A 16,975-nucleotide genomic window follows, 5' to 3' on the forward strand; every position below is an offset into this window, starting at 1 on the left:
GCCGACGTGATGGTGGACTGGATGCCTTCGGCCCTAGCCTCGCGCGAAGCCGGTGTGCCGCTTGGTCAATATTGCCCAGGTGTACAACCAGTCTGGCCTGATGCTGACCTGCAAAAAGTCCAGCGGTGTGAACAGCCCCAAAGACCTCAAAGGCAAGACTCTAGGTGTTTGGTACGGTGGCAACGAATACCCGTTCCTCAACTGGATGAACAAGCTCGGCTACAAGCCCGACACTGACATCAAGGTCCTCAAACAGGGCTTCAACGTAGACCCGTTGTTGCAAAATCAGGCCGCTTGTATCTCGACCATGATCTACAACGAGTACTGGCAGTTGGTGGATGCTGGCATCAAGGAAAAAGACCTGGTCACCTTCTTCTATGAAAAGGAAGGCGTGGCCACGCTGGAAGATGGTCTGTACGTAATGGAAGCCAAGCTCAAAGACCCGGCTTTTGTGGCGCGCATGGCCAAGTTCCTCAAAGCCTCATTCAAGGGTTGGAATGAAGCCGTGAAGAACCCGGCCGAAGCCGCCAAGGCGGTGGTGGCGGCAGACGCTTCCGGCAGCGCCACGCTGAAAGTGCAGACGCGCCAGATGGAAAACGTGGCCAAGCTGATTACCAATGCCGGCACCCCCAAGATCGGTTACCTGGACCCTGCTGCGTATGAGCGCACCGTTAAGGTGTTGTTGCCGGTGGCAGCTCGCCAGTCATCAAAAAAAGATCCCGGCAAGGCAGCTTACTCGCACGTGATTTGGGACGCTGCGCAGAAGTAAAAGGTAAAGAAGGCGCACTCTCGTGGCACCGGTTGCACGACAGCGCCAAGGGCCTCATTCGCCCACGAATGAGGCCCTGATTCTCGGCAGCCGAGCGGGTGTTTGCCCGCGCCGGTTTTGGTGGGGCCACCATGGCCGCCATCGCCACCGAAAGCGGCCTGCCCAAGGCCGACTTGCACTATTACTTTGGCTCTAAAGATGTGCTCTACCGCGCCGTGCTGGCGCGCATCCTCAATGCCTGGCTGGTGCCCACGCATGGCATCAATGCTGAAGCTGACCCGCGCACCGCCCTGGAGCAGTACATTCGCGCCAAGATGGCCCTGTCGGCCCAGCGGCCTGATGGTTCCAAGGTGTATGCCAATGAAATGCTGCATGGCGCGCCGATTGTCAAAACCATTTTGAGCAGCGAACTGCGCCCCATGGTGCAGAAGAGGGCCGCAGTGGTGCAGAGCTGGGTGGACGCGGGCCGCATGGCCCCGGTGGACCCGGTGCACCTGTTCTTCACCATCTGGGCTGCGACCCAGACCTATGCTGATTTTGACGTGCAGGTCTGCGCCGTGTTGGGTTGCAAGCGCCTGAGCGCCAAGGACCACGCCCACGCCACCGAACATGTGGTATCTCTGCTGCTGCCAATCCACTGGTGACCAGATCCACCGGATTGTCATCCAGCGCGGACCACTGACCGGCTTTTGCCAGCGTCAATTGGGCTTCCCATCTCTGACGCGCGTGGTCCAGCAACATGTCTGCGACGATGTTCGGGTCCAATGGCTTTGGTGGCTTGGCACCTTCCACCAGCTGGCCCAGTGCTTTCTCGACTGCGATGGGGTCCAGTATGGTGATGGGAGCGTGGCAGTAGCCACATGCCGACTGCGTGCGAATGTCCACCGGTGCCCCACAACTGCTGCACCGCACCACCTGCACCTGCTTCGCCAGGGCCTCAATTTCTTGAACGGTGAGCTGTCGTACAAAGCCTTTTTCCACCATCAGGGCTGAAAAAGCGGTGAAGCGACCGTGTTGTTGGGTGCAGCGGTAGTAGGTGAACTTGCCGTTCTTGCAAAGGTCGAAGCTCTGTACCAAGCGGTCCTCGCAGCGCGGGCACTTTAACTTTGAGCCCCAAGCGTGGCGGGGCGTAGTGTTGTGTTCATGAATCAGCCGGAACAATTCCAGAATGCCGGACGGTGCCATCTGCAGGCTTTCAAACTGGTCAAACCAAATGGACTGGCAACCAAAGCATAAGTCCAGCGCCACTTCGCCATCTACCTTATTCTGGCAGCGAAACGTGTGCATCGGCGTGTTGCAGCACGCGCAGGCAATTGGAGTCTCCATGTGCCTACCTTAACGCAAAATTGTGGGCCGTCCAACCAGTGGCTGCAGTCGATGCCTTACCATCACCCCAATGAAAACAACCTACATTTTTGGCGCCATCCTGGCTTGTAGCCTTGTCGGCACGCTGGTGGGTGCACGCGGCACCAAGGCCGCCATGCTAGTGGTGTCGGGCCCGCTGTCGGTTTACGGTATGGCTCGCTTGCTGGGCTGATGCCGAACCACTTAACAACCCATTTTGAAACTGCACCATGAACGACACTTCTGTAGCACCCGATTCTCAACCTACCCCACTGCCCGACCACCTGTCGGTTGATCCGCGCAGCCCCCACCACGTGGCCGCTGTGTTCGAGCACGAAATCGGCATCCGCTTCAACGACAAGGAACGTGGCGACGTAGAGGAATACTGTGTCAGCGAAGGCTGGGTCAAAGTACCTGCTGGCAAAACCGTAGACCGCAAGGGCCGGCCCTTGCTCATCAAACTCAAGGGCAAAGTTGAGGCGTATTACCGCTAAGACCGCTGAGTGGTTGCCATTCCATTGGGCCGCATTGCTTGACATTGGAATCCCAGCCGTTAGCCCCCCATCCACCTTGCGTGCCTGGGCAGCGGCGGTGCGCCCCCAGCCTGCTACTTGCTCTGGCACCCGTGGGTGTTGGCGCGAGCATGGGCTATTGGCAATCTGGCGCATTGGACTGGAAACTCGCGGCCCTGGCACTAGCCGCAGCGGTGCTGATGCAACTCATCACCAACTTGCAAAACGACGTAGGCTTCACCACACGGGGTGCCCAGCATCTTGGCGCCCACACCGGCCTGCCACGTGCCACCACCATGGGCTGGCTGAGCACGCGCCAGGTGCGCATCGCCATTCTCATCCTGAGTGTGCTGGCCTGCGGCTTGGGCTTGTCATTGGTGGCCCTGCGGGGTTGGCCGGTGCTGGCCATGGGCGTGGCGTCACTGTGCGCGGCGTTGGCTTATATGGGTGGGCCGCGCCCCATCGCCTATACCGCTTTTGGGGAGCTGACGGTTTTTGTGTTCTTTGGGTTGGTGGCGGTGCTGGGTACGCAGTGGTTGCTCACGGGCGGTGTCAGCATCGGAGGCTTGATGGCGGCGGTAGCTGTAGGCGCGCTGGCAGCGGCAGCACTGGTGGTTAATAACCACCGCGATATTGCACACGATCACCTGGCCGGGCGGCGTACCTTTGCCGTTACGTGGGGGCAGACGGCATCGTGGCGTTTGTACCGCATCCTGTTGAGTGCGACCTGGGTCATGCCCGTGCTGATGGCTCTGGCGCTGCGCCAGCCCTGGATGCTGCTGCCTTTGGTATTGCTTCCCCGGACGCTGGCGTTGCAAAAAGTATTTACGCCCACCGCTACCGGCGCCGCCTGCAATGCCATTCTCATCCGAACCTTTTGGCTCGAAATGTGGTTTTCCATACTTTTGTCGACTGCGGCGATGCTGGCCCGTGTGTCGCACTGATCCATCAACTTTACAGATCCCGCACCCGCCCTTCATGTCCGGTTAACTGATGAACTTTACATTGGGATTCACTGTTCCGCCATCTGTTGGGTGCAGAGAAACAGTGCGAAATGGAGCATCCAAACCGAGCCCATGAGAAACGTTTTCCCACAAAGCCTATCCCAGTAAGTTACATTGTTCCGCATCCAATCGAGAAGGCATTCCCATGAACTCCCATTCTGATATTTCCACTGGGCAGTCTTCACATTGGTTGTACTTCGTTCGCAAGTGGGTTTGGTTAGAGGTATTTGTTTTAGTCTTGATGGGTGGTGCGATTTGGTGGCATTACCACCACAACGGAAAATCCGTTGCGTCTGGTGCCAGCAGCGGCCGGTTCGGAGCCAGCGATAGAAGCCAGCCGGTTTCCGTGGCGACTGTCCAGCAACGCGACATCCGCGTCACCGTCAATGCCATCGGAACCATTGCGGCGAACAATACCGCCGTCGTTCGTGCGCGCGTTGACGGTGAACTCAAAGCGATTTTCTTCAAAGAAGGCCAAAGTGTGCAAGCTGGGCAGCCACTGGCGCAAATTGATCCAAGGCCGTTTCAAATTGCATTGACTCAGGCCCAGGGAACGCTGGCACGGGATCAGGCGTTGCTTCGCAATGCCCAACTGGATCTGCAACGTTACCGCGATCTGCTGGCCAAGGATGCCGCACCCAAACAGCAAGCCGACACCCAGGAGGCATTGGTTCAGCAATTGCAAGGGACGGTGCTGTCAGACCAGGCCAATGTCGACAACGCCCAATTGCAGCTGTCCTACACGCGGGTTCTCGCGCCAATTTCAGGCCTGACGGGTCTCAAGCAAGCAGACCTGGGCAATATCGTTCACGCTGCCGATGCCAATGGTTTGGTCTCCATCACCCAGACGCAGCCCGTTAATGTGGTGTTCTCGGTGCCCGACGTGAACCTGCCGCGTATTCGCCAACAGCTCAATGCCAACACCGCCATGCGGGGTGAGGCCAGGGACCGGGATCAAAAGACACTGCTGGCCGAAGGGCGGGTTTCCAGTACGGACAACGCCATTGACACGACCACCGGCACGATCAGGGTCAAGGCCCAGTTCGCGAATAAGGACAACAGCCTGTTTCCCAACCAGTTTGTCAATGTGCGTCTGCAATTGAACACCATTACCGGCGGGCTCGCGGTACCCAGTGCGGCGGTTCAGCGCGGTGCGCCTGGCACATTTGTCTATGTTGCTGCAGACAACGGTGTGGTTGCTATGCGGCTAGTTAAAGCCGGTGCTGCCGATGGTGACTGGGTGGCCATTGAATCCGATTTGAAGGCGGGTGACAAGGTGGTCACAGACGGTGCGGACCGTTTGCGTGACGGTGCCACGGTTGAGGTCATTGCCCCTTCCAAAGACAACGCCGGAGCAGCCAAAGGTGGCGGTGGAAAGGGCGGTGGCAGCGGTGGTGGCCACCATCGCCCGGACGGTGCGGCCAGAGCGGCCTCCAGGCCCAACAGTTCGACCCAATAGCCTGCGGCCGGACTTGCACCATGAATCCCTCACGCCTGTTTATAGAGCGGCCCATCGCTACCTCGCTGATGATGCTGGCCATCCTGTTGGCGGGCTTGTTGGCTTACCGGTTGCTACCGATAGCCGCTTTACCCGAGGTGGACTACCCGACCATTGAGGTCACCACGCTGTACCCTGGGGCCAGCCCCGATGTGATGACCTCGTCGGTGACAGCCCCCCTGGAGCGCCAGTTTGGGCAGATGCCGGGATTGGCGCAAATGTCGTCGACCAGCTCCGGCGGGGCATCGGTCATCACCCTGCGTTTTGATTTGAGTCTTTCGCTCGACGTGGCTGAGCAAGAGGTGCAGGCCGCCATCAACGCGGGCTCGAATCTGCTTCCCAACGATTTGCCCATGCCGCCGGTGTACAGCAAGGTCAACCCCGCCGCCGCACCGATCATGACCATTGCGGTCACCTCACCCGCCTTGCCCGTGATCCGTGTGCATGATCTGGTGGAAACCCGGCTGGCACAAAAGATCTCGCAGGTTCCCGGTGTGGGGCTGGTCAGCATCGCCGGTGGGCGCAGACCCGCCGTGCGCATCCAGGCCAACCCGACCGCATTGGCGGCGTTGGGCTTGTCGCTGGATGATGTCCGCAACGCCATAGGCGCAGCCAACGTCAACCAAGCCAAGGGCAGTTTTGATGGCCCATTGCGGGCCTCCACCATCGACGCCAATGACCAACTCAAGACCGCTGCGGAATACGCCACGCTGGTCATCGCCTATAAAAACGGCAACCCGGTTCGGTTGCAAGACGTGGCGCGTTTGGTGGACGATGCAGAAAATTTGCGTCTGGCCGCCTGGGCCGATGCAACCCCTGCCGTCATTCTGAACGTGCAACGCCAGCCGGGTGCCAATGTGATTCAAACCGTGGACCGCGTCAAAGCAGTTTTGCCCCAGTTGCAGGCGGCCTTGCCCGCGTCCATTGATGTCCGGGTGTTGAGTGACCGCACCACCACCATTCGGGCCTCGGTGGACGATGTGGAAATCGAGTTGCTACTGGCGATTGCGCTGGTGGTCATGGTGATTTTTGTCTTTCTGCGCAGCGTCCCGGCCACCATCATTCCCAGTGTCGCGGTACCACTCTCTCTGGTGGGCACATTTGGGGTGATGTACATGATTGGGTTTTCCATCAATAACCTGACCTTGATGGCGCTGGTTATTTCCACGGGCTTTGTGGTGGACGATGCCATTGTGATGATCGAGAACATATCCCGGTACGTTGAGCAGGGAGAGTCGCCCATGGCGGCAGCGTTCAAAGGCTCCAAGCAGATTGGGTTCACCATCATCTCGCTCACGGTGTCTTTGATCGCCGTACTGATTCCGCTGCTGTTCATGGGCGACGTGGTGGGGCGCTTGTTCCACGAGTTCGCCATTACCCTGGCGGTATCTATCCTGATCTCTGCATTTGTATCGCTCACCCTCACTCCCATGATGTGCGCGCGGCTCTTGCGCCACGAGCCTGAGGAGAACAAGAGCCGTGTTTCGCGAGCGGTCGGGCGTGCGTTTGATCAAACGATTGCCGTGTATGGTCGTGCATTGACGTGGGTGCTGGATCGCCATACTGCGACGATGCTCGTCTTTGTGTTGACGTTGGTCCTCACCGGTTTGTTGTATCTGGTGGTTCCCAAGGGGTTTTTCCCAGTGCAGGACACCGGGGCCATCCAGGCCATCACAGAGGCGTCCCAGTCAACCTCCTTTGCGGCCATGGCCGAGCACCAGCAGACCATGGCGGCCATCATTCTGAAAGATCCGGCGGTGGAGAGTGTGTCATCCTTTATCGGTGTCGATGGTGCCAATGCAACCCTGAATGCAGGGCGCATGCTGATCTCCCTCAAGCCGTTGAAGCAGCGTGGTATCTCTGCCAGTGCCGTTGCGCAGCGGCTTGATGCCAGCACGCGCAATGTGCCGGGCATTAGCCTGTTCATGCAGCCGGTGCAGGACCTGAGCATCGAAGACCGCATTTCCAAGACACAGTACCAATTTACGCTCAGCTCACCCGATATCAACGAACTGTCGCGCACCACCACGGCCTTGCTGGCGCGTTTGCGCCAACTGCCACAACTGGCCGATGTGACCAGTGACCAGCAGGAGCAGGGTTTGCAAGCCTATGTGAACATTGACCGCGACACGGCAGGACGGATGGGCGTCACGGTGGCCGCCATTGACAGTGCGCTCTACAACGCGTTTGGCCAACGCCTGATCTCCACCATCTTTACCCAAAGCAACCAATACCGAGTTGTCCTTGAAGTGGCCCCCTCTTTCAAGTTTGGGCCCGACGCACTCGCCAGCCTGTATGTCGCCGGAACCGGTGGCGTACAGGTTCCCTTGTCGACGGTGGCCAATGTGACGGAACGCACTGCACCCCTGGCGGTCAACCACGTAGCCCAGTTCCCGGCGGCCACCATTTCATTCAACGTGGCACCCGGCGCTTCTTTGGGTTCGGCGGTCGATGCCATCAAGGCGGAAGAAGCTGCGCTCCAAATGCCCATTAGTGTGGAGACCAGCTTTCAGGGCTCGGCCCTGGCATTTCAGGCCTCTCTCACCAGCACCCTGTTGTTGATTGTGGCGGCCATCATCACCATGTACATCGTGCTGGGTGTGCTGTACGAGAGTTATATCCATCCACTGACCATTCTCTCCACACTGCCGTCGGCCGGGCTGGGGGCACTGCTGGCATTGCTGGCCTTCAAGCTGGATCTTGGCATCATTGCCATCATTGGTATCGTGCTGCTAATTGGCATCGTCAAGAAGAACGCCATCATGATGATTGACTTTGCGCTGGATGCGCAGCGCACCGAGGGGCTTTCCCCTCGGGACGCCATTCACCAGGCCTGCCTGCTGCGGTTTCGCCCCATCTTGATGACCACCATGGCCGCATTGCTGGGTGCTTTGCCACTGATGCTGGGTACCGGTGTGGGTAGCGAGTTGCGTCACCCACTGGGAGTGGTCATGGTTGGTGGTCTGATCGTGAGTCAGTTGCTCACCCTGTTTACAACACCCGTGATTTACCTGGGCTTTGCTGCGTTGGCGCAGAAGCTCCGTGGCACGGCACCGGTGCAGGTGGAGTCGGCATGAACATTTCCGCGCCGTTCATCGCCCGACCGGTGGGAACGGCGCTGGTCACGCTGGGCATTGCCCTTGCTGGTGCCATCGCATTTTTCTTGCTGCCGATTGCGCCCCTGCCACAGGTCGAGTTTCCGACGATCTCGGTATCGGCTTCGCTACCCGGCGCCAGTCCGGAGACTATGGCGGCGACCGTCGCCACACCGCTGGAGCGTGCACTGGGCAGCATTGCCGGGGTGAGTGAGATCACCTCATCGTCGTCACTGGGCAGTAGCCGCATCACCTTGCAGTTTGATTTGAACCGCGACATCGACGGTGCCGCGCGGGATGTGCAGGCAGGCCTCAATGCGGCCCGGTCGATGTTGCCTACGGGCATGCCCAGCAACCCGACCTACCGCAAGGTCAACCCGGCGGACGCTCCCGTCATGATCGTGGCACTCACCTCTGACACGCTGACGCGGGGCCAGATGTATGACGCGGCATCGACCGTCATCGCGCAACGCCTGTCGCAAGTCGATGGCATAGGACAAGTATCCATCGGCGGCGGGGCACTGCCTGCGGTTCGCATTGAGTTGGACCCCAACCGGCTGGCCGCCAATGGCATTGCGCTGGACAGTGTGCGCGCCACCGTCGTAGCCAGCAATGCCAATCGACCCAAGGGTGCGGTTGAGGATGCGGATCGGTACTGGCAATTGGGTGCCAATGACCAATCACGCACGGCAGCCGACTACGCCCCCATTATTTTGAGTTACCGCAACGGCGCTGCGGTGCGCCTGCGCGATGTGGCCGACGTGACTGACTCGGTACAGGATGTTCGCAACGACGGCCTGTCCAACGGGCGCCCTGCCGTGTTGCTGATCTTGAGCAAAGCGCCAGGTGCCAATGTCATTAAAACCGTGGATAAGGTGCGGTCACTTTTGCCGCAATTGCGTGCCTCCATTTCCCCCGCCATCAACGTCGATGTGGTGATGGACCGCACCCCCACCATTCGGGCTTCCATCAAGGAGGTGGAGCGCACCCTGGTCATTTCTTTCGGTTTGGTCATCGTGGTGGTGTTTGCATTCCTGCGCAATATGCGCGCGGCACTGTTGCCGGCCGTGGCGGTACCGGTGTCACTGGCCGGTACGTTTGGTGTGATGTACCTGTTGGGCTACAGCATCGACAACCTCTCCTTGATGGCAATGACGGTGGCAACCGGGTTTGTGGTGGACGATGCCATCGTCGTGCTGGAAAACATTTCACGCCATATCGAGCGCGGCATGGCGCCCCGTGAGGCGGCCTTGCGCGGCGCACGTGAAATCGGCTTTACCGTGGTCTCTATCAGCCTGTCGCTGATTGCCGTGTTCATTCCCATTCTGGCCATGGGTGGCATTGTGGGGCGACTGTTCCGGGAGTTTGCGGTGGTACTGTCGGTGTCCATCCTGGTTTCTATGGTGGTCTCCCTGACGACCACACCCATGATGGCCGCTGCCATGTTGCGCCCCAGGGGGCCAACCCAGACGCAGGGACGCCTGGCGCTGTGGTTTGGGGACAAGCAACGCGCACTGGTGCAGGGTTACCGGCGTAGTTTGCGTTGGACGCTTCGCCACCAGCCCGTTGTGTTGCTGGTCTTGGCTGCCGTCATCGTCCTGAACGTGACGATGTACATCACGATTGCGAAAGGCTTTTTCCCACAACAAGACACAGGGCTAATGATGGGCAGTGTGCGCGCAGACCAGAGCAGCTCATTTCAGGCCATGCAAAAAAAACTGATCGCCTTCAGTGACATCGTGCGTGCCGATCCGGCGGTGGCGAGCGCGACCGGTTTTACCGGTGGGGGCCAGCGCAACACCGCAAGCATGTTCATTGCGCTCAAGCCACTCGCGCAGCGCAAAGAAAGCATCGACAACGTCATGAACCGTCTGCGTGGAAAGTTGGCCCATTTGCCAGGTGCCAACTTGTTCTTGGTACCGGTGCAAGACATCCGGGTGGGGGGGCGCCAATCCAACGCGGCATGGCAATTCACGCTCAAAGCAGATGAGCTAACGGACTTGCGAACCTGGGAGCCGCGTATTCGACAGGCCTTGTCGCAATTGCCCGAGCTCACAGATGTCAATAGCGACCAGCAAGACAAGGGCATCCAGACGTCGGTGGTGATTGACCGGGATGCGGTGGCGCGATTGGGCTTGTCGATGAGTGCCATAGACAGTGCACTCAACGATGCATTTGGCCAACGCCAGATTGCCGTCATTTACAACCCGTTGAATCAATACCGTGTGGTGATGGAACTGGCACCCAGCTACCTTCAGAGTCCTGAGTCTTTGAAGCGCATGACCTTCACCACCGCCACGGGTGCGCAGATTCCCTTGTCGGCAATAGCCCGGGTCGATACGACCAGCACCCCATTGGCCGTTAACCACCAAAGCGGCTCACCCGCCTCCACCGTGAGTTTCAATTTGGCTCCTGGCGTATCGCTGTCCCAGGCGGTGGATGTCGTTAACCAGGCGGTCGCAAAGCTGGGCGTTCCGGTGTCCGTGCATGGCAGTTTCCAGGGAACGGCGCAGGCGTTTCAGTCGTCACTGTCGAGCCAGCCACTGTTGATTCTGGCAGCCGTGGTGACGATCTACATCGTTTTGGGCATGCTCTACGAGAGCTTGATTCACCCAATCACCATTTTGTCGACTTTGCCGTCGGCTGGTGTTGGCGCCCTATTGGCATTGATGCTATTCAAGACCGAATTCACCATCATTGCCTTGATTGGGGTGGTGCTGCTGATTGGTATTGTCAAAAGAACGCCATCATGATGATCGATTTTGCGATCTCGGCACAACACGCGGCCGAAAATGAGGGCCGCAGTTTTGGTGCAGGCTCTGCGATTTACAAGGCCGCTGCATTGCGCTTGCGCCCCATTTTGATGACAACGGTTGCCGCCATCTTTGGTGCGATTCCACTGGCTTTGGGCAGTGGCGATGGCGCAGAGCTGCGCACCCCCTTGGGTATCGCCATCGTTGGTGGACTGCTGCTAAGCCAATTGCTCACGCTGTACACCACACCGGTGGTATTCGTTTGTATGGACCGGCTCAAACGCAAGCCGAGCCAGGCGCACGCCTCCATGGGTGCGACCCCACTATCTACCGCCGGAGTTTGACTGCCATGCGCACTTCCCTTAGATCCACCGCTCGATTGCCAAGGCTTAGCCTCCTGGCCTGCGTTCCCATGCTCCTTGTCGCATGTGCAGCGACGGCCCCAACCCCACCCACCCCCGCTGCCGCACCGCCTCAATTTAAGGAGAGCGGCATCTGCCAGCGCGCCAGTGCGACGACCGTGTCCGTCGTATCAGAGTCTTGGTGGTCGTTATTCAAGGATCCGATACTCGATGATCTTCAACGCCAACTACTCATTGGCAACGAAAGTTTGAGAAGCGCGTCCTCGCAAGTTGCTGCTGCTCGCGCTACCGTACAGGCGAGCCAGTCGGCACTGTGGCCGACTCTTTCCGTGGGGGCAGGAGGCAACCGGGTAGCCAGCCCTGCAACAGGCTCTGTGCCAGTCAGTGTGGCCAGTAGCTACTCGGTGAACGCCAGTGCCGCTTGGGAGTTGGATTTGTGGGGCAGGCTGTCACAAGGTGTCAGTGTGGCAGATGCAAAGCTGCAGGCGACAAGCGATGATTTGGCAGCTGCACGTCTGTCTGCCCAAGCGACCCTGGTGCAAACCTATTTTTCGATGCGTGCGGCCGAGGCGCAGCAGGATGTGTTGCGTCGCACTGTTACCGCAAATCAACGAACCCTGGATCTCACACAAGCGCGTTTTGCGGCTGGTGTTGTAGCGCAGAGCGACGTATTGCAAGCGCAGACCCAGATTAGAACAGTGCAGGTGCAACTGAAGGAAGCTGAGCTCCAACGCGCACAACTGGAACATGCCATTGCCGTCCTTTTGGGCAAAGCACCGTCAACGCTGGCTATCGCCCAAACAGGCAGGTTGCCCAAAACCCCAATGGTTCCGACTCTATTGCCAGCGACTTTGCTGGAGCAACGACCTGACATTGCAGCCGCAGAACGGCGCGTCGCTGCTGCCTACGCGCAGATTGGTGTGGCAAACGCCGCCTTTTTTCCGGCGCTGACACTGTCTGCCTCTGCGGGTTACCGTGGCGCCGTCATTGAACAGTTGGTCAGCGCGCCTAACTTGTTGTGGTCGATTGGTCCGTCCTTGGCAGTTGCGCTATTGGATGGTGGTGTCAGAAAATTGGCGGCCGATCAGGCACTGAGCGCGGCCGACCAGGCGACTTCTGTGTACCGGCAGACGGTGCTGACGGCATTTCAGGAAGTGGAAGACAACCTGGTGCTGTTGGATTCTTTGCATGATGAGTCGACACTTCAGCTAGAGGGTTTGAAATCATCACAAAGAAATCTGGAAATTACCCTGGACCAATACAAAGCAGGGACGGTGAGCTACCTGAACGTGACGGCTTCACAGACAGCTGTATTGACCGCAGAAGCGACTATGCTCTCCCTACAAAACCGTCAACTCTCTGCAGTGAATCAACTTCTGAAAAATGTTGGTGGACGTTGGCAGGTGGTCAATCGCTGATCGATACATTGATTACCCAAACAACTGTCCCCGCGCCGCATCCGTAATTGCCACCACACAAGGGTGCGTGATGCGTCGCTCCACGGTAACCGCATAGAACTCGTCCACCAGTTCGTCGGTACGCCCGATTAACTCCACGCCAAACTGCTCTATCGTGTCATGCTCCATCACGGTGGGTGCCATGAAAACCCCGCGTCCTTGGCGGCCAAAAGCGCTCATCAGGGCGGCGTCATCAAATTCACCAATGATGCGTGGCAGGATCTGGTGACGGGTAAGCCAGCCTTCGAGCTGTTGGCGCACGGAGGCCTGTGCACTGGGGATCAACAGGGGAAAGTTGCTCAGACATTGGGGAAAGACGCCCTTGAGTTGGGGTCGCAGTTGGGGTGCACAAAAAAAGCTCATGGTGGTGCGACCCAGCGGATGGTTGAAGGCCTTGACGCTGATGCGCTTGGACATGGGTTCGTCGGCCAACACCAAATCGAGCCGATTCAGCGCCAGTTGCGCCAAAAGATCAGGAAAGTTGCCCTCGCTGCACACGAGGCGCACGGGTTCAGCCACAGACAAGGCGGGCTCCAGCAGCCGGTAGGCGATGGATTTGGTGACCGAATCTGCCACGCCGACCTTGAAGTCCAGCACGCGCTGGCCGTCACGGGCCTGGCGCACGGCAGCCTCCAATTCGGCACCCAGCGTGAATATCTGGTCAGCATAGCCCAGGGCCAAATGCCCGTCTTCGGTGAGTTCAAGGTTGCGTCCGCTCTTGCGAAACAACTTGCGTCCCAGCCAATCTTCCAGCAATTTTATCTGGGCCGACAGGGTTTGTGGTGTTGTGTGTAACTGCTCACCTGCGCGCATAATGCCGCCAGCTTTGGCTGTAACCCAGAAGTAGTGGAGATGTTTGAAGTTCATACCGAATATTTAGTTCGTATAAATCGAAGTGAATTAGTTAGAAATACGAATTTACACGAAGCATTATCTACCTTACATTCAAACCAACCAACCCCATGTGTGTTGGAAGGAGTGATTCCATGCGTTTGAGTACCCGCGGCCGTTTTGCCATTACCGCCATGATTGACCTGGCTTCACGCCAGACACCGGCGCCCGTTCCCCTACAAGATTTGGCCGTGCGCCACCGCATTTCGATGTCGTACCTGGAGCAGATGTTTGCCAAGCTGCGCCAGCATGGGCTGGTGGAAAGCACACGTGGGCCAGGCGGTGGTTACACGTTGGCGCACAACGCGGACGCCATCACGGTGGCCGACATTATTGGTGCCATTGAAGACAGCGCCGACACCCGGCCCAAGGAAGCCTTGCGCGAAACGTCGGCCAGCGCCCAGGAAATGACCCAGGATTTGTGGGATGCCCTGCAGTCCACCGTGGTGGCCTACCTGCGCACGGTAACGTTGCAGAGCTTGGCAGCTGAGCAAATGGCCAAGGGATTCTTGGCGGATGAACGCAAAGTCGTGCAAAAAGGGGTGTTCCAGAAGCCACGCCCTCCGGTGGCCCGCCCGGGTACACCCAACTCGGTGTTTGCACTGGCGCAGGCCTGGGGTAGCAAGGCCTGACTAGATTGACATCCACGCGCACCACAAAGGAGCATGCCACGGCATGCGCTTGGCGTTGTTTTCAGAGCTGCGGCCGAACTGATCTTCCGGCCGCGCCTTTGCGAAACTCATCCGGCGTGGCTCCCACCAGACGTTTGAACATGGTGATGAAAGACGATGCGCTGCCATAGCCCAGGTCCAGTGCAATGGTCTCTACCGTCTGTCCGGCTTCCAGCAGTGGCATGGCTTTGACCACCCGCAGGCGCTGGCGCCAATCGGCCAGTGACATGCCCAGATCACGTTGGCAGCGGCGCATCAGTGTTCGCTCAGTGGTGTGAGCCGCCTGGGCCAGTTCGGGCAGCGAGCGGTTGTCGCCCGGCTGTTTTTCCAGCATGCGCAGCACTGCCCCAGTTGCGGGTCGTCCGAAGTGGGCAAGTAGCTGCCAGCGCTGGGCGCGTTGACCAATTGGTCCACCAATACTTGTAGCAGGCGCTCTTGCGCTGCATTGCAGGGATGGTGCGCACCCATTTGCTGCAGGTGTTCCAGCAAGGCACGCACAAGGGGGGCTGACAGTCAACGCGCAAGGCTGGCGGGGCAATGCCGCGCACGCAGCCGGTGAGAGGTAGAGCGAGCAGTGGTGAGCCTCATAGCGGTTCAGGCCCACATGCTCCACGTCTGGTGGCAGCCAAATGCCGTATTGCGGTGGCGCCAGGTAGTGGTGGCCGGCCACCTTGACCTCCATGACGCCGCTGAAGGCGTAGACAAACTCGCCCCAGGCGTGCTGGTGCTCGGGGTACAGACCAGCGGCCGGCACATACGCGCTGCGGAACATGATGGGCGCCGGCAGTTCCCGCGTCGACAAGGGGATTTCGAGCTTGGGCTGCAGGATGGGCATGGTTTGGCGGCTCTGCCGTATGGCTTGTCAGTTATTCACTATATTAACGAAAGCAGCCAACTCCATAATCGAACCACCGCAATCACCCCAGGAAAATTTTCCCATGGACACGCGCAGGGCACTCGATTCCACAGCCATCGGCTCGATGATGGTGATTTGCCTCCTGTGAGGCTTGCAACAGGTGGTGCTCAAGGCCACGGCGCACGACATTGCGCCCATTTTGCAGATTGGCCTGCGCTCGGGCGTGGCCGCACTGCTGGTGTGGATGACCATGGCACTGCGCGGCGAGCGCATGCGCATCACCGACGGCACGTTAGGCCCTGGCCTGGTGGTGGGTGGGTTATTTGCCCTGGAATTTTTACTCGTGGGTGAAGGCTTGCGCCACACCAATGCCTCACACATGGCGGTGTTCCTCTACACAGCCCCGATCTTTGCCGCACTGGGTCTGCATTGGAAATTGCCATCGGAACGCCTGGGCGCGGTGCAGTGGCTGGGCATTGCGCTGGCGTTTGGCGGCATTGCCATGACTTTTTTGGGCCGAAGCCAGGGCACTGGCTCTAGCAAGGATATGGCCGACATGCTGTGGGGTGATTTTCTGGGGCTGCTGGCTGGCGTGGCCTGGGCAGCCACCACACTGGTGGTGCGCACCACCACACTGGCGCGGGCACCGGCCACGCAAACCCTGATGTACCAGTTGGTGGCAGCTGCTGTACTGCTACTGATGGCGTCTCTGGTTACCGGCCAGACGCACTTCAACCCCACGCCGCAGGTCTGGCTCAGTCTGGCCTTTCATTCACTGGTGGTGTCGTTTGCCAGTTTTCTGGCCTGGTTTTGGCTGCTCACACGCTACCAGGCCTCACGACTGGGCGTTTTCTCGTTTATGACGCCCATGTTCGGCATAGTTTTTGGCGCATGGCTGCTGAACGAACCAATCGAACCCAACTTTCTGATCGGCGCGATTCCGGTGCTGCTGGGCATTGTGCTGGTCAGTGGTGGGCGTTGGTTGGACAATGTGGTGTGCGCATTTCAACGTCTCTACTCTCGCCCCTGAAAAACCGTTGCCTTCCCTTGGTGCTGGGTGCCGTGCTGCTGTGCGCGCCCTTGTTGGCCACTTCTGAAGTATCTGGCAAAGGGCCGCGCATTTTTAAGTCGCTGCAGGGTGGCACGCCCACCTTCTCCGACGTTCCGCCTGCCAAGGGTGCCTATGTGGTGTACCGCCCGTCGTGTTACGCCTGCGGTGTGAGTTCAAACATCAACTGGAATACCACCAAGTTGAACTTGGACGCATATGCAGACGAGATTGGCCAGGCGGCACGCCAGTTCGATCTGGACCCGGCGCTGCTACGGGCCGTCATCCACGCCGAATCCAATTTCAACGCCAGTGCCCGCTCACAAAAGGGAGCGAGGGGTTTGATGCAGTTGATGCCTGGCACCGCGCGCATGCTGGGTGTGGCGCATGCCAGTGACCCGGCCCACAATATTCGCGGTGGGGCCCAGTACCTGGCCGGTTTGCTCGCGCGCTTCAAGAACGACGTCACGCTGGCCGCTGCCGCCTACAACGCCGGCCCCGAAGAAGCGGTACAAAATACGCTGGTGTGCCGCCTTATGCTGAGACCCAGGTTTATGTACAGCGGGTCAAAATACTGTTCCAGCGCTACCGGAACTCCCTGCGGGGATAGTGGTTGCTATTTATTTAGTAGCAGTTTGTTTATATTCGACGAGGGCTAGAGGCTATTTTTACTTATGGATTTGTGGGTGGCGTGTTGGTGTATTGAATTTACCGG

13 protein-coding genes and 1 pseudogene are annotated in these 16,975 nt (G+C 58.8%); 12 read left to right on the plus strand and 2 right to left on the minus strand.

What is annotated here, in order from left to right; genetic code table 11:
- Window positions 1-61 precede the first annotated feature (61 nt).
- From IPI80_RS15375 to IPI80_RS15415, 9 genes and pseudogenes are all read left to right on the plus strand, one after another.
- Window positions 62-769 carry an ABC transporter substrate-binding protein gene (locus tag IPI80_RS15375; protein ID WP_413861620.1) on the plus strand — a complete coding sequence of 236 codons (708 nt, stop codon included), beginning with the start codon at window positions 62-64 and terminating at the stop codon, window positions 767-769.
- Between the two features lie 131 nt (window positions 770-900).
- Entirely contained in the window at window positions 901-1,413 is a 513-nt protein-coding gene (locus tag IPI80_RS15380; RefSeq protein ID WP_413861622.1) for a TetR family transcriptional regulator C-terminal domain-containing protein, read from the plus strand.
- Window positions 1,414-2,165: 752 nt separating this feature from the next.
- On the plus strand, window positions 2,166-2,306 hold the full coding sequence (locus IPI80_RS15385) for a hypothetical protein (protein WP_413861624.1): 141 nt from the start codon (window positions 2,166-2,168) through the stop codon (window positions 2,304-2,306).
- Window positions 2,307-2,343: 37 nt separating this feature from the next.
- The gene (locus IPI80_RS15390; protein WP_413861626.1) at window positions 2,344-2,607 is read left to right on the plus strand and encodes a DUF3297 family protein; all 264 of its coding nucleotides are present in this window, start codon (window positions 2,344-2,346) and stop codon (window positions 2,605-2,607) included.
- 149 nt (window positions 2,608-2,756) lie between these two features.
- Window positions 2,757-3,569: a 1,4-dihydroxy-2-naphthoate octaprenyltransferase gene (gene menA / locus IPI80_RS15395; RefSeq protein WP_413861628.1), complete on the plus strand. Its 813-nt coding sequence runs from the start codon at window positions 2,757-2,759 to the stop codon at window positions 3,567-3,569.
- 205 nt (window positions 3,570-3,774) lie between these two features.
- Window positions 3,775-5,088, plus strand: a complete 1,314-nt coding sequence (locus tag IPI80_RS15400) for an MdtA/MuxA family multidrug efflux RND transporter periplasmic adaptor subunit (RefSeq protein WP_413861630.1) — start codon at window positions 3,775-3,777, stop codon at window positions 5,086-5,088.
- Between the two features lie 20 nt (window positions 5,089-5,108).
- Entirely contained in the window at window positions 5,109-8,204 is a 3,096-nt protein-coding gene (locus IPI80_RS15405) for an MdtB/MuxB family multidrug efflux RND transporter permease subunit (protein ID WP_413861632.1), read from the plus strand.
- Window positions 8,201-11,319: pseudogene (locus IPI80_RS15410) on the plus strand (multidrug efflux RND transporter permease subunit). The gene IPI80_RS15405 and the pseudogene IPI80_RS15410 overlap by 4 nt, the downstream one beginning before the upstream one ends.
- Before the next feature lie 68 nt (window positions 11,320-11,387).
- Window positions 11,388-12,755, plus strand: coding sequence for an efflux transporter outer membrane subunit (locus IPI80_RS15415; RefSeq protein ID WP_413861634.1), 1,368 nt, complete (start codon window positions 11,388-11,390; stop codon window positions 12,753-12,755).
- Window positions 12,756-12,767: 12 nt separating this feature from the next.
- Here the strand turns inward: IPI80_RS15415 and nhaR are convergent, their stop codons facing one another.
- Window positions 12,768-13,661: a transcriptional activator NhaR gene (gene nhaR, locus IPI80_RS15420; RefSeq protein ID WP_413861636.1), complete on the minus strand. Its 894-nt coding sequence runs from the start codon at window positions 13,659-13,661 to the stop codon at window positions 12,768-12,770.
- Between the two features lie 119 nt (window positions 13,662-13,780).
- On the opposite strand from nhaR, the gene IPI80_RS15425 reads away from it, so the two are divergent.
- On the plus strand, window positions 13,781-14,317 hold the full coding sequence (locus tag IPI80_RS15425) for an Rrf2 family transcriptional regulator (RefSeq protein WP_413861638.1): 537 nt from the start codon (window positions 13,781-13,783) through the stop codon (window positions 14,315-14,317).
- Window positions 14,318-14,378: 61 nt separating this feature from the next.
- On the opposite strand, the gene IPI80_RS15430 is transcribed toward IPI80_RS15425, so the two are convergent.
- A complete protein-coding gene (locus IPI80_RS15430; RefSeq protein WP_413861640.1) occupies window positions 14,379-15,191 on the minus strand; it encodes a helix-turn-helix domain-containing protein in 813 nt (270 codons plus the stop codon).
- Window positions 15,192-15,372: 181 nt separating this feature from the next.
- On the opposite strand from IPI80_RS15430, the gene IPI80_RS15435 reads away from it, so the two are divergent.
- Together IPI80_RS15435 and IPI80_RS15440 are read left to right on the plus strand one after the other, a co-directional pair.
- Window positions 15,373-16,242, plus strand: a complete 870-nt coding sequence (locus IPI80_RS15435; RefSeq protein ID WP_413861674.1) for a DMT family transporter — start codon at window positions 15,373-15,375, stop codon at window positions 16,240-16,242.
- Window positions 16,209-16,919 carry a lytic transglycosylase domain-containing protein gene (locus IPI80_RS15440; RefSeq protein WP_413861642.1) on the plus strand — a complete coding sequence of 237 codons (711 nt, stop codon included), beginning with the start codon at window positions 16,209-16,211 and terminating at the stop codon, window positions 16,917-16,919. Before IPI80_RS15435 ends, IPI80_RS15440 begins: the two co-directional genes overlap by 34 nt.
- Window positions 16,920-16,975: the final 56 nt, after the last annotated feature.

Source organism: Candidatus Aalborgicola defluviihabitans (assembly GCF_016705985.1).
Classification (GTDB): domain Bacteria; phylum Pseudomonadota; class Gammaproteobacteria; order Burkholderiales; family Burkholderiaceae_C; genus Allorhodoferax; species Allorhodoferax defluviihabitans.

Coding starts and splice junctions, on each gene's coding strand:
- IPI80_RS15430 (WP_413861640.1), bottom strand. CDS start 15,191: ATGCCCATCCTGCAGCCCAAGCTCGAAATCCCCTTGTCGACGCGGGAA.
- IPI80_RS15405 (WP_413861632.1), top strand. CDS start 5,109: ATGAATCCCTCACGCCTGTTTATAGAGCGGCCCATCGCTACCTCGCTG.
- IPI80_RS15425 (WP_413861638.1), top strand. CDS start 13,781: ATGCGTTTGAGTACCCGCGGCCGTTTTGCCATTACCGCCATGATTGAC.
- nhaR (WP_413861636.1), bottom strand. CDS start 13,661: ATGAACTTCAAACATCTCCACTACTTCTGGGTTACAGCCAAAGCTGGC.
- IPI80_RS15400 (WP_413861630.1), top strand. CDS start 3,775: ATGAACTCCCATTCTGATATTTCCACTGGGCAGTCTTCACATTGGTTG.
- IPI80_RS15385 (WP_413861624.1), top strand. CDS start 2,166: ATGAAAACAACCTACATTTTTGGCGCCATCCTGGCTTGTAGCCTTGTC.
- menA (WP_413861628.1), top strand. CDS start 2,757: ATGGGCTATTGGCAATCTGGCGCATTGGACTGGAAACTCGCGGCCCTG.
- IPI80_RS15390 (WP_413861626.1), top strand. CDS start 2,344: ATGAACGACACTTCTGTAGCACCCGATTCTCAACCTACCCCACTGCCC.
- IPI80_RS15380 (WP_413861622.1), top strand. CDS start 901: ATGGCCGCCATCGCCACCGAAAGCGGCCTGCCCAAGGCCGACTTGCAC.
- IPI80_RS15415 (WP_413861634.1), top strand. CDS start 11,388: ATGCTCCTTGTCGCATGTGCAGCGACGGCCCCAACCCCACCCACCCCC.